Source organism: Thioalkalivibrio sp. ALM2T, assembly GCF_000381505.1.
Lineage (GTDB): Bacteria > Pseudomonadota > Gammaproteobacteria > Ectothiorhodospirales > Ectothiorhodospiraceae > Thioalkalivibrio > Thioalkalivibrio versutus.
Genome location: NZ_KB906557.1, coordinates 303,826 through 315,844, shown reverse-complemented (window position 1 = coordinate 315,844; position 12,019 = coordinate 303,826). Strand labels below are relative to the sequence as shown.

Below are 12,019 nucleotides of genomic sequence, written 5' to 3'. Positions count from 1 at the left end.
AGCCGGAGGTGAGTGTGATGCGCAAGTGGTGGAGTAAGCAGGTGGTGGTGCTAGCGGGCGTAATGCTCGCAGGCTCGGTGGCGAACGCGGCCATTATCGAGCTTCCGGACGTCGACGAGACCTACGATGGGATCCCGGTCGCTATTCAGTACAACGATTTCTATTCTTACTCCGGCTCGTTGCTGAACCAGTGGGGTTTCCTGTCCAATAACCAGTTTACCGGGCAGGGCACCGGCACGCTGGATCTGATTGTGGGCACGGGTGCGGGTGGTCAGAACAATCAGGGTATTGGGCCCGACGGCAGCTACAATTTCGAGAACCCCATGCCCTTCCCGGGTGGCGGCGCGAACGACTTCACCGGTAACTGGGGACTGGGTACCCAGGCCAATGGCCCCGTGCTGGTGGACAACCTCCTGGCGTACCTGGATGCGATCAACCCGGGGGCCACGATCCCCACGTTCATCTTCGACCACAACCAGACAGGGGGGAACCCCGATCTGTTCGTCCAGGCCGAGGTCTTCATCTATGACCCCGTCACCGGGGAACGCGTGGCTCGCTGGATCTTCGACGACGGTAATGGCGGCCCGGTTCTCTCGCCCGGCGACGTCCAGGTGGTTGGCGAATCGGGCGAGGTGTACGAGGCCGATGCCAACAAGGGCAGTGGCAAGCTCGACTACATCGTGTTTGCCCCGACCATGGATCTCGGCCTGTTCTCCGGTGCGGGCTATCTGTTCGGGATCGATTTCTTCATGGATGACCTGAACAATGGCTTCGAGGAGCTCTATCTCAGCGGACGGTTCACCACCACCGCCACTGAGGTCCCGCTCCCTGGGCCGGTCTGGTTGATCGGGCTTGGGCTCGTGATGCTGGGGGCCTTCCGCCGCTATCGGCATTCGGCCCCGGGCCTGTAGCCTCCGCTGCTTTCCTCTGCCGCCCCCTGGCTTCCGGCTCGGGGCGGCCTCTGACCCGCGCCCTGGCACATGCCGGGGCGCGGTTGTTTGTGCGGTCGTACAATGCCGCCGGTAGTGGCCCGCTCGCGTTGCGGGTTTTCGCAAATCCCGTCCGCTGACGTACGATTCTCCCCCTCATCGGGTGGGTGAGGGTTCGGGGCTTCCCGGAGTCCGTCACCTGGGGCCCGCGACCAATCGAGGAGACGCATGCAGCCCGTGCAGAAACTGATACCCGGATACGCCAATGCCAAGGCGACGCGTCGTTACGCAGAGCAGTTCGTGTCCGCGGGCAAGGCCGCCGAGGGGCATTACAGCGAGTTCTCGCGCGCGAAGATGCGCCTGTCGAGCCTCGGGATCGGCACCTTTGGCGGGGCAGCCACCGCCGAGGTCGACGCGCAGATCTCCGCCATCGTTGCGCGTGGCCTGGCCGAGGGCGTCAACGTGGTCGATACCGGCGCGCACTACCGCTATGGCCGGTCGCTGGCCGCGGTGGGGGCCGGCGTGCGTACCGCGCTCGAGGCCGGGGTTGCGCGCGAGGCGATGTTCCTGATCTCCAAGGGCGGCTTCCTGACCCTGCGCGGTGGGCCTCCGGAGGACATGGAGGCCTGGTTCCAGCGCGAGATCGAGGCCCAGGGCATGGGCACGAAGGATGATCTGGCCAAGGGCGCGCATATGCTGACGCCGGAATACCTCCACTACCAGATGGAGCTGTCGCGCTCGCTGATGGGGGTGGAGACGCTGGACGCGTTCCTGATCGACCAGCCAGAAGTGCACATCCACGAGATCGGTAAGGAGCCGACCAACCGCAAGCTGGAACCCGTGTTTGAGATGCTGGAGCGGGCGGTACTCGAAAAGAAGATCCGCACCTACGGCATCTCCACCTTCGAGGGCTTCCGCGAGGAGACCGACGCGGCGGTGTTCCAGTCGCTCACCTCCATGCAGGGCCTGGCCGAACGCGCCGCGCAGACGGTGACCGGCGACGACCATGCGCGGCACCACTTCAAGATCGCCATGCTGCCGTTCAACCAGGTGATGCTGGAAGGCTTTACCCGCTTCAACACCGCGACCGGGCAGGGCAATGTAGCCAGCCCGCTGCAGGCCGCTCACCAGCTGGAGGTGTACATGATCGCCTCGCATTCCATGCTGAAGGGGCATCTGGCGAAGCAGTCGGTGGAGGTGGTCGAGCAGCAACTGGCGAGCCTGCCCAACCCGGCGCAGCGCGCGTTGCAGTTCAACCGCTCCACGCCGGGTCTGGGCACCTCGCTGGTCGGCATGAGCACGCCGGAGCATCTGGACGACATGCTGGCGGTGATGCGCGAGCCGATGATGGACAAGAAGGCCTATCTCGGCATGTTCAAGAAGGCCGAGGAGGAATAACGCCTTGTAGGAGCGTGCTTGCACGCGAAGCCCCTGCCCGCGTCCGACTTTGGCAGGGGCTTCGCCGGCAAGCCGGCTCCTACAAGGGTTCCGGAGCCTCTGCGGTGGTGGAGATTTCATACACAAGGGTATGCCATGCAGGTTGATCTGAAGGCCCTCGAATTCCCCGCGATCCAGCGTCTGCTGGAACGCCTGACTGCCACGCCCTATGGCGCCGATGCCGCGCGCGGGCTGGAACCGGCGCCGAATCTGGATGCAGCGCGGGCGCTGCAAAAGGCGGTGACCGTCGCACGCCAGCGTCTGGATGCCGGCACGCTGCCGCGGCTGGGCCAGCTGCCGGATGTGCGTGCCGCGCTGCGCCAGGCGGCCAACCCCGGTTCGGCCCTGCCGGTACAGGCCCTGCACAATCTCCAGGTCATCATGCGCCAGGCCCGTGAACTGGCGGATCAGTTGGCCGACACCCCGGAGATCTATCCGGCGGATCTGAACAAGCTGTACCCACCCGAGGCGCTGGAACAGCGCCTGGCTGCCTGCCTCAACCCCGGCGGCTCGCTGCGCGAAGACGCCAGCGCCGAGCTGGTCGAGGCCTTCGGGCAGCGCGGGCGGCTGCGTGACGAGGTCGAGGCGGTGGTGAAAAAGCGCCTGTCGGACTCCGATGTGGCGCAGAAGGGGGAGGATGCGCTAAAGGTGCAGTGGCACCAGGAGCGCGCGGTCATGGTGCTGCGCGGCGACGCGGCCGGGGCGGTCAAGGGTGTGCGTCGGGGCACCGCGATGGGTGGGCGTGACCAGATCGTGGAGCCGATCGAGGCGGTCCCGTTGAACAATCAGCTCGATACGGTCAACAGTCAGATCAACACCGAACAGCAGCGTCTGTTGCGCGAGCTGACCGATGGGGTGCGCCAGCATGGCGAGCCGTTGGACCTGATGCTGACCGCGCTGACCTGGATTGATCTGGCCTCGGCCGCCGCACAGCTTTCGGCGCAGATGAATGCCCATGCCCCGAGGCTGGAGCCCGAGGCCGGCGTGGAGTTGATCGAGGCCTACCACCCGCTGCTGCTGTTGCAGTTCGCCGAGGGGAACGGCCCGCAGCCGGTGCCCCTGTCGATTCGTCTGGATGGCGAGCAGCCGCTGTTGCTGATTACCGGGCCGAACACCGGCGGCAAGACGGTCGCGCTGAAGACCCTGGGCCTGCTGGTCACCATGGCCTGGTGCGGGCTGCATATCCCGGCCGAGCAGGACTGCCGCATCGGCCGTTTTGATCGGGTCATGGTCGATGTCGGTGATCACCAGAGCCTGTTCCACCATCTGTCGACCTTCGCCGGGCATGTGGAGGTGCTCAAGCGGATCCTCGACCATGCTGGCTCCGAGAGCCTGATCCTGCTGGACGAGCTGGGTACCGGTACCGACCCCGACGAAGGTGCAGCCCTCGCCATGGCGATGCTGGACGAGCTGCGCGCCCGCGGTACGCGCGGGATCGTGAATACCCACCTGGCACCGCTGAAGGACTACGCGGCGCAGCATGCGGGCATCGTGAATGCCTCGATGCAGTTCGACGCGGACACCCTGTCGCCCACCTACCGGCTGCTGATCGGCGAGCCGGGGGTCTCCTTCGGGCTGACCATCGCCGAGAAGAACGGCCTGCCACCGCAGCTGGTGGCGCGGGCCCGCGCGCATTTCGCCGAGCTGCCCACCGCGCAGGCCGGGGGCGAGCACAGCTGACTTACGGTGTCGGCTCGGTCCGGCGCCGGGGCCGCCCGTGGAGATTACTCGCTGCGCTCGCCCTGTGGGCCGGCTTGCGGCCGTTCAGCGCGCTCCGCGCTTTAGTGCCACGGCGCTTTGCCCCTCGCGATGACGGTGCTTGTTGCCCCCGTCATTGCGAGGCCCCGCAGGGGCCGTGGCAATCTCGTGGGAGCGGGCAGGGCGGCGGGGTCGGTTAGCCGCGTGTGCCGGTGGCTACGTCGCTGGCTCCCCGCGAGGACCGGCGCGTGCCCATCCGCTTTATGGCGTGAAATGGGGGCGATTTCATATTAGGATGGTGGGCTATTTTGATTTGTGGTGCGTGATCGCCCGACGATCGTGCACAAGCCCCCGGTAAGGAAGTCGACCACCATGTCCGAGTCCGCAAGCTCCGCCACCGCCATCACCGGCGCCGAAATCTTCTGTCGCAGCCTCCAGGCCGAGGGCGTCGAAGTCGTATTCGGGTATCCCGGTGGTGCGGTATTGCACATCTATGATGCGCTGTACCGGCAGGACAAGGTCTCCCACGTGCTGGTGCGTCACGAGCAGGGTGCGGTGCACGCGGCCGAGGGCTATGCCAAGTCCTCGGACAAGCCGGGCGTGGCCCTGGTCACCTCGGGCCCCGGCGCGACCAACGCGATTACCGGGATTGCCGATGCCTACATGGATTCGGTGCCGCTGGTGGTGTTCACCGGCCAGGTGCCGACCAGCATGATCGGCAACGACGCCTTCCAGGAAGTGGACACCGTGGGGATCACGCGTCCCTGCGTGAAGCACAACTTCCTGGTCAAGGACGTGAAGGACCTGGCGTCCACGATCAAGAAGGCCTTCTACGTGGCGACCACCGGGCGCCCTGGCCCGGTGGTGGTCGATATCCCGAAGGACGTGACCGCCGATACCTGCGTGTTCGAGTACCCGGAGAGCATCCACATGCGCTCCTACAACCCGACCACGAAGGGGCATACCGGCCAGATCCGCAAGGCGGTGGACCTGATCCTGTCGGCCAAGCAGCCGATGATCTACACCGGCGGCGGCGTGATCCTGGGGCGTGGCTCCGAGGCCCTGACCGAGTTCACCCGCCAGCTCGGCTATCCGATCACCAACACCCTGATGGGGCTGGGTGGCTATCCGGCGTCGGACAAGCAGTTCCTGGGCATGCTGGGCATGCACGGCACCTACGAGGCCAACATGGCCATGCACCACGCGGATGTGCTGATCGCCATTGGCGCGCGCTTCGATGACCGTGTGACTGGCAACATCGAGAAGTTCTGTCCGCATGCGAAGATCGTGCACGTGGACGTCGATCCGTCCTCCATCTCCAAGAACGTGAAGGTGGATGTGCCGATCGTCGGCGAGGTGGAGCCGGTGCTGCGCGAGTTGATCAAGGGTCTGAACGAGAACGGCGGCAAGCCGGATGCCGACGCGCTGGCGACCTGGTGGAAGCAGATCGCGGAATGGCAGGCGCAGGACTGCCTGAAGTACGACCAGACCTCTGGGCTGATCAAGCCGCAGTACGTGGTGCAAAAGTTCTGGGAGCTGACCGAGGGCGATGCCTACGTGACCTCCGATGTCGGCCAGCACCAGATGTGGGCGGCGCAGTTCTATCGCTTCGACAAACCGAACCGCTGGATCAACTCCGGTGGGCTGGGGACGATGGGCGTGGGCCTGCCGTTCGCGATGGGTGTGCAGTTCGCGCATCCGGAGGCGACGGTGGGCTGCATTACCGGCGAGGCCAGCATCCAGATGTGCATCCAGGAGCTGTCGACCTGCTTCCAGTACCAGCTGCCGCTGAAGATCCTGAACCTGAACAACCGCTACCTGGGCATGGTCCGGCAGTGGCAGGAGTTCTTCTATCAGGGCCGCTACGCCATGTCCTACATGGATGCGCTGCCGGACTTCGTGAAGCTGGCCGAGGCCTATGGCCACGTCGGTATCCAGATCACCCAGCCGGGCGACGTCGAGGGCGCGATCAAGGAGGCCCTGGCGCAGAAGGACCGCCTGGTGTTCATGGACTTCATTACCGACCAGTCCGAGAACGTGTATCCGATGATCCCGGCCGGTGCCGGCCAGAACGAAATGATCCTGGTCTGAGCCGGGTACAGGGAAGAGCCGTATGCGTCATATCATTAGTGTCCTGCTGGAAAACGAATCCGGTGCCCTCTCGCGGGTGGCCGGGCTGTTCTCCGCACGGGGTTACAACATCGAGTCACTGACCGTCGCGCCGACCGACGACCCGTCGCTGTCGCGCATGACCATCGTCACCAGCGGCTCCGAGGAGATCGTCGAGCAGATCACCAAGCAGCTGAACAAGCTGATCGACGTGATCAAACTGCTGGACATGACCGCCTATCCGCACATCGAGCGCGAGATGGCGCTGGTCAAGGTGCGTGTGCCGGAGGCCGCCGAGCGCGAGGAGGTCAAGCGCCTGGCGGACATCTTCCGCGGCCGGATCATTGACGTGACCCAGGACAGCTACGTGATCGAGATCACCGGCGAGGGCTCCAAGCTGGACGCCTTCCTCGTGGCCCTCGACGCGTTTACTGTCCTGGAGGTCGTGCGCTCCGGCGTGATGGGCATCGCCCGGGGCGACGTCGCCCTGCAAATCTGAATCCCCGGGTCCGGCCCCCCGTTGCGGGGGCGGGGCCCGTTTGTTTGCCATGGGCCCCGGTAGGGAAACACTGGTTAATGTACATGCTCGCGTTGGTACCCCAGGTTTTCCGAGACAAGGCGCGGTTCGCAGCCGGTAGTGGTTCTACCGGCAAGGGCCGCAACGCAGGATCGGGGAACCTGGGGTACCAACCCCACAATTTAATTAACGAAGGGGCTCGGGCGCTTTTGCGTGGGAACAGCGTTGCGGCTCCCTTGTGCAGAGTGACTGCACGGCGGTCACCGCGCCTTGTTCGCACGCAAAAGCGACTCGAGCGCGAACATGTACATTAACCAGTGTTTCCCTACGGGCTGATATCAAGGAAATTGCAATGAATCTCTACTACGACAAAGACGCCGATCTCTCCATCATTAAGGGCATGAAGGTGGCCATCATCGGCTACGGCTCGCAGGGCCACGCCCATGCGAACAACCTGAAAGACTCCGGTGTGGACGTGACCGTGGGTCTGCGTGAAGGCTCCAGTTCGCGCGCCAAGGCCGAAGAGGCCGGTCTGAAAGTGGCCGATGTCGACGCCGCGACCGCCGGTGCCGACCTGATCATGGTGCTGGCGCCGGACGAATACCAGGCTGCGCTGTACCGCGACGTGCTGGAGCCGAACCTGAAGAAGGGTGCGACCCTGGCCTTTGCCCACGGCTTCGCGATCCACTACAACCAGATCGAGCCGCGCAAGGATCTGGACGTGATCATGATCGCGCCCAAGGCCCCGGGTCACACCGTGCGCTCCGAGTTCGTCCGTGGCGGTGGTATCCCCGACCTGATCGCGATCCAGCAGGATGCCTCCGGCAAGGCGCGTGACATCGCCATGTCCTACGCCTCCGCGATCGGGGGCGGCCGCACCGGCATCATCGAGACCAGCTTCAAGGACGAGACCGAAACCGATCTGTTCGGCGAGCAGGCCGTGCTGTGTGGTGGTGCGGTGGAACTGGTCAAGGCCGGCTTCGAGACCCTCACCGAGGCCGGTTACGCGCCGGAGATGGCCTACTTCGAGTGCCTGCACGAGCTGAAGCTGATCGTGGACCTCATGTACGAGGGCGGCATCGCCAACATGAACTACTCGATCTCCAACAATGCGGAATACGGCGAGTACGTGACCGGCCCGAAGGTGATCAACGAAGAGTCGCGCTGGGCGATGCGTGAAGCCCTGCGCAACATCCAGAACGGCGAGTACGCCAAGCAGTTCATCCTGGAAGGCGCGATGAATTACCCGTCGATGACCGCCAACCGGCGCCTGAACGCCGCCCACGAGATCGAACAGGTCGGCGAACGTCTGCGCTCCATGATGCCGTGGATCACGGCCAACCAGCTGGTCGACAAGTCCCGCAACTGATGCGAGGCCCTGCGATGGACATTCCGGTCTGTCGCAGGGCGTCCTCTCTCTCGAGCACCCGATGCTGTTTCCGCTAGCTCCCGAAGGCCGTCTGTTCGTCATCATCGCCGCGTGGATGACGGTGATTACGCTGCTGGTTGGGGAGGCGGAGCTGGGCCTGTTCATGGTGATCCTCACCGTGGCCCTGATGGGGCTGTTCCGGAACGTGCGGCGCAAGGCCCCGGCACCGGCCCTGGGCGTGATCGCCCCGGCCGATGGCACCATCGAGTCGATTACCGAGACCCGGGATCCGTTTACGAAAAAGCCGGCGGTCTGCATCCGCCTGCGCCAGCGCCGCCTGGGCGAATATAACGTGCACGCCCCGCAGGAGGCCGAGATTCGCGAACGCGTCTGGCCCGGCAAGGAGACCGACGAGGTGCCGGATGCCCAGCTGGAGGGGCGTCTGGCCTATGCGCTGGAGACCGACGAGGGCACCCGGCTGACCCTGGCGCTCAGCGTCGATCACTGGCCCCGCATGGTGCGCATGCAGAACAACGTCCCCGGCAACCGCCTGGGACGCGGCAAGCGCATGGGGTTCGCCGGCTTTGGTGGTACCTTCGAGGTCTGGCTGCCGGTCGGCGCGCAGGTGATGGTCGAGCCGGGTCAGCGGGTCCTGGCGGGTTCGGCCTTGCTCGGCGGGTTACCCGAATCCGAGGCGACCGGGGACGACGAGAGCGCGGCGGAGGTGCTGCAATGAGTGCAGGGGACGAAGGCGATCGACGGACGGATCCCGAGTCGGATTACATCGAGGGCGAGGATAGCGTCGCCGACGACCAGCCGCCGCATCGCCGGCGCCGGCGCGGGGTGTATCTGCTGCCCAATCTGTTCACCACCGGGGTGCTGTTCTCCGGGTTCTTCGCCATCGTCTCCGCGATCAACGGCGAATACATCACCGCCGCCATCGCGATCTTCGTGGCCATGGTGCTGGACACCCTGGACGGCCGCGTCGCGCGTATGACCGACACCCAGAGCGAGTTTGGCGCGCAGTACGACTCGCTGTCGGACCTGGTGTCCTTCGGTGTGGCCCCGGCGCTGGTGGTCTATCTGTGGCAACTGCACGACCTCGGCAACTTCGGCTGGGTGGCGGCGTTCTTCTTTGCGACCGCCGCGGCGCTACGGCTGGCGCGCTTCAACAGCCGGCTCGCGGTCAGCGACAAGCGCTTCTTTCAGGGGCTGCCAAGCCCCGCCAGCGCCGCGATCCTGGTGGGCATGGTCTGGGTGCTGGAGGACTGGGGTATCCCGGCGGAGCTGGCTGACCCCTATCTGGTGGGCATCCTGGTGGTCACCGTGCTCGCCGGGGCGGCGATGGTCAGCAACCTGACCTACTTCAGCTTCAAGGACATGGACTTCAAGCATCGGGTCCCTTTCCTGGCGATTGTCGGGGTGGTGCTGGCGCTGATGCTGCTGGCTCTGGATCCGCCCAAGGTCCTGCTGGCGGCCTTCGTCATCTATGCCCTGTCCGGACCGTTGCTGACCCTGGAGCGCTGGCGCCGGCATCGTCGCCGGGCGCCGTCGGGGGAGTAACCGCGTGTCGCTGTCGGTGCGCCAGCGCCGCATCCTCGCGGACATGGGCATTCCGGTGTGGCGCTCGCGCATCGCGCTGGAGGACAAGACCGAGGCTGTGGCGCCTCCGGCGGAATCCGTCCTTGTGGCGGGCGAGCGCGCCGAGGTCGTGGATGCCGGGGCGCCGGGCGCCGCGGTCGATACCCTGGACTGGGAGGCCCTGGAGACGCGGGTGCGCGGCTGCCATGCCTGCGCCGAGCTGGCCCGCGAACGCACGCAGACCGTGTTCGGGGTGGGCGACCCGCGCGCGCGCTGGCTGTTCGTCGGCGAGGCCCCGGGTGCGGAAGAGGACCGCCGCGGTGAGCCCTTCGTGGGTCGTGCGGGGCAGCTGCTGGACAACATGCTGTGGGCGCTGGGCCTGGACCGGAGCCGCGATGTCTTCATCGCTAATTTGCTGAAGTGCCGCCCGCCCGGAAACCGTGACCCGAAACCCCAGGAGTCCGCGGCCTGCCGCGGGTTTCTCGATCGCCAGATCGAACTGATCCAGCCAGAGGTGATTGTGGCGCTGGGGCGTGTAGCGGCCCACGCCTTGCTGGCGACGGACGAGCCGCTCGGTCGGCTGCGTGGCACGGAGCAGCGCTACCAGGGCGTTCCCCTGATCGTGACCTACCATCCGGCCTACCTGCTGCGAACGCCGGGTGACAAGGCCCGTGCCTGGCAGGACCTGCAGCGCGCCCGGACCTGTCTGTCAAAACCGCTCACTGATTGAGGGATTGGGAACCTTGGCCGAGTCGCAGGGTTCCGAACAAACGACAATTTGCCCCGTCCTTTCCTTCACTGCTGCCGGAGAAGCCTGCGTCATGAGTGCCGAACCCCGCGTCCAGCCCGAGTTGCGCCGCATGCAGGTGGCCGATGTGGAAGGCGTGATGCGCGTGGAGCGCGAGGCCTATGCGTACCCCTGGACCGCCCGCATCTTCGAGGACTGTCTTCGGGTGGGTTACGACTGCTGGGTGCTGGAGGTGGATGGTCGCCAGGTGGGGCATAGTGTGCTGACGGTGGCCGCCGGCGAGGCCCACCTGCTCAACCTTACGGTGGATCCGCGCTGGCAAGGCAACGGGCTTGGCCGTTTCATGGTCCGTCGCCTGTTTGACTATGTGTGCAGTCAGGACGCAGAGGCTTTGTTCCTCGAGGTGCGCCCATCCAATGTGGCGGCGGTGCAGCTCTACCGCTCCGAGGGTTTTGAACATATCGGTACCCGTCCGCGCTACTACCCGCTCCCCAGCGGCCGCGAGGATGCCTGGGTGCTGACGCGTCGCTGCGCCGCACCCGCCGGGGCATGATGTGTCGGTTCGGCGCTGGAGTGTGAAGTCAGTCACAGCGTCGGGTGCAAAATCCGTAACCCGGTCGGGTTTTGCCGCCTTGGGTTCTCGTCCCGGGACCTCCGCGTTGTGACGGTCATCCCCCGGGTCTATGATCGAACTCGGTATTGGCCCCGACTCCGGATGAGGTAACCCATGTCCCGATCCCTACGTGCATTGTTTGTTTCGCTCCCCCTGGCGTTGCCACTCCTGGCTACCGGAGGGCTTGCCCATGCCCAGCAGGCCTTTGGCTACGACGAGGCCGAGCGCCAGCAGGAGCTGCTGGAAGTCTGGTACGAGATCCGTGAAAGCAACGCACAGAAGGGCAATGAGGCGGCGATGTTCGACGTGGGCATGGCGAACTACGCCGGGCGCGGCACGGCGGTGGACTACGATCAGGCCCTGCGCTGGTTCGCTCGCGCTGCGGATGCCGACCACGCCAGTGCGCATTACTATCTGGGTTACCTCTTCGCGACCGGCAAGGGCACTGCGGCCGACGCCGAACGCAGTCACGAACATTACTCACGCGCGGCGGAACTGGGTCATGCCGATGCCCAGTACTGGCTGGGCAGCCATCTGGCCAATGGCGAGCAGGATCCGACCGCCGCACTCGAGTGGCTGGGCAAGGCGGCAGATCAGGGACTGCCTGCCGCGCAGTATTATGTGGGGCTGATGCACGAGAATGGTCAGGGCACATCGCGTGATCCGGCCGCCGCCGCGCGCTGGTATACCGCCGCAGCGGAGCAGGGCTACCGGCATGCCCAGATCGGGCTGGGTCGCCTGCACCAGAACGGTCGCGGGGTCGAACGTGATCTGGTGCAGGCGCATGTCTGGTACAGCATGGCGGACGACCGGGAACGCCTGGCCTCGCTGGAGACCCGCATGAACAACCGTGACCTGGTGACTGCTCAGGGGCGCCTCAAGGAACAGAACGCCGCGCTTCAGGCGGCCTCGGCGCGCTGATCGGGCAGCGCCGGAGCACATGCAAACGGCCCCGTTTTTCGGGGCCGTTTGCATGTTGGGCACCCGGAAAGATGAACCGGACCCGCGCTTTCGCGTT

The 12,019-nt window shown here is 65.5% G+C and carries 11 protein-coding genes; all 11 read left to right on the top strand.

Translation table 11 applies throughout. The annotated features are described in order from the left end of the window. The first annotated feature begins 17 nt into the window (after window positions 1-17). The 11 genes from F816_RS0104140 (at window position 18) to F816_RS0104090 (ending at window position 11,922) form a co-directional block, all read left to right on the top strand. A complete protein-coding gene (locus F816_RS0104140; protein ID WP_019593666.1) occupies window positions 18-911 on the top strand; it encodes a PEP-CTERM domain protein in 894 nt (297 codons plus the stop codon). A gap of 246 nt (window positions 912-1,157) precedes the next feature. Beyond that, window positions 1,158-2,327, top strand: coding sequence for an aldo/keto reductase (locus F816_RS0104135; RefSeq protein WP_019593665.1), 1,170 nt, complete (start codon window positions 1,158-1,160; stop codon window positions 2,325-2,327). 135 nt (window positions 2,328-2,462) lie between these two features. Further along, window positions 2,463-4,046, top strand: a complete 1,584-nt coding sequence (locus F816_RS0104130) for a DNA mismatch repair protein MutS (RefSeq protein WP_019593664.1) — start codon at window positions 2,463-2,465, stop codon at window positions 4,044-4,046. A 390-nt stretch (window positions 4,047-4,436) separates the two neighbouring features. Then, on the top strand, window positions 4,437-6,155 hold the full coding sequence (ilvB, locus tag F816_RS0104125; RefSeq protein WP_019593663.1) for a biosynthetic-type acetolactate synthase large subunit: 1,719 nt from the start codon (window positions 4,437-4,439) through the stop codon (window positions 6,153-6,155). A 22-nt stretch (window positions 6,156-6,177) separates the two neighbouring features. After that, window positions 6,178-6,672, top strand: coding sequence for an acetolactate synthase small subunit (gene ilvN, locus F816_RS0104120; protein WP_018938864.1), 495 nt, complete (start codon window positions 6,178-6,180; stop codon window positions 6,670-6,672). Between the two features lie 370 nt (window positions 6,673-7,042). Then, entirely contained in the window at window positions 7,043-8,059 is a 1,017-nt protein-coding gene (gene ilvC, locus F816_RS0104115) for a ketol-acid reductoisomerase (RefSeq protein ID WP_019593662.1), read from the top strand. A 61-nt stretch (window positions 8,060-8,120) separates the two neighbouring features. Continuing rightward, the gene (locus F816_RS0104110) at window positions 8,121-8,795 is read left to right on the top strand and encodes a phosphatidylserine decarboxylase (RefSeq protein WP_018938865.1); all 675 of its coding nucleotides are present in this window, start codon (window positions 8,121-8,123) and stop codon (window positions 8,793-8,795) included. Next, window positions 8,792-9,622 carry a CDP-diacylglycerol--serine O-phosphatidyltransferase gene (pssA, locus tag F816_RS0104105; RefSeq protein ID WP_019593661.1) on the top strand — a complete coding sequence of 277 codons (831 nt, stop codon included), beginning with the start codon at window positions 8,792-8,794 and terminating at the stop codon, window positions 9,620-9,622. Before F816_RS0104110 ends, pssA begins: the two co-directional genes overlap by 4 nt. A 4-nt stretch (window positions 9,623-9,626) precedes the next feature. Next, window positions 9,627-10,370 carry a uracil-DNA glycosylase family protein gene (locus F816_RS0104100; protein ID WP_019593660.1) on the top strand — a complete coding sequence of 248 codons (744 nt, stop codon included), beginning with the start codon at window positions 9,627-9,629 and terminating at the stop codon, window positions 10,368-10,370. Window positions 10,371-10,461: 91 nt separating this feature from the next. After that, on the top strand, window positions 10,462-10,941 hold the full coding sequence (gene rimI / locus F816_RS0104095) for a ribosomal protein S18-alanine N-acetyltransferase (RefSeq protein ID WP_019593659.1): 480 nt from the start codon (window positions 10,462-10,464) through the stop codon (window positions 10,939-10,941). A 174-nt stretch (window positions 10,942-11,115) separates the two neighbouring features. Continuing rightward, window positions 11,116-11,922 carry a tetratricopeptide repeat protein gene (locus F816_RS0104090; RefSeq protein WP_038085291.1) on the top strand — a complete coding sequence of 269 codons (807 nt, stop codon included), beginning with the start codon at window positions 11,116-11,118 and terminating at the stop codon, window positions 11,920-11,922. Window positions 11,923-12,019: the final 97 nt, after the last annotated feature.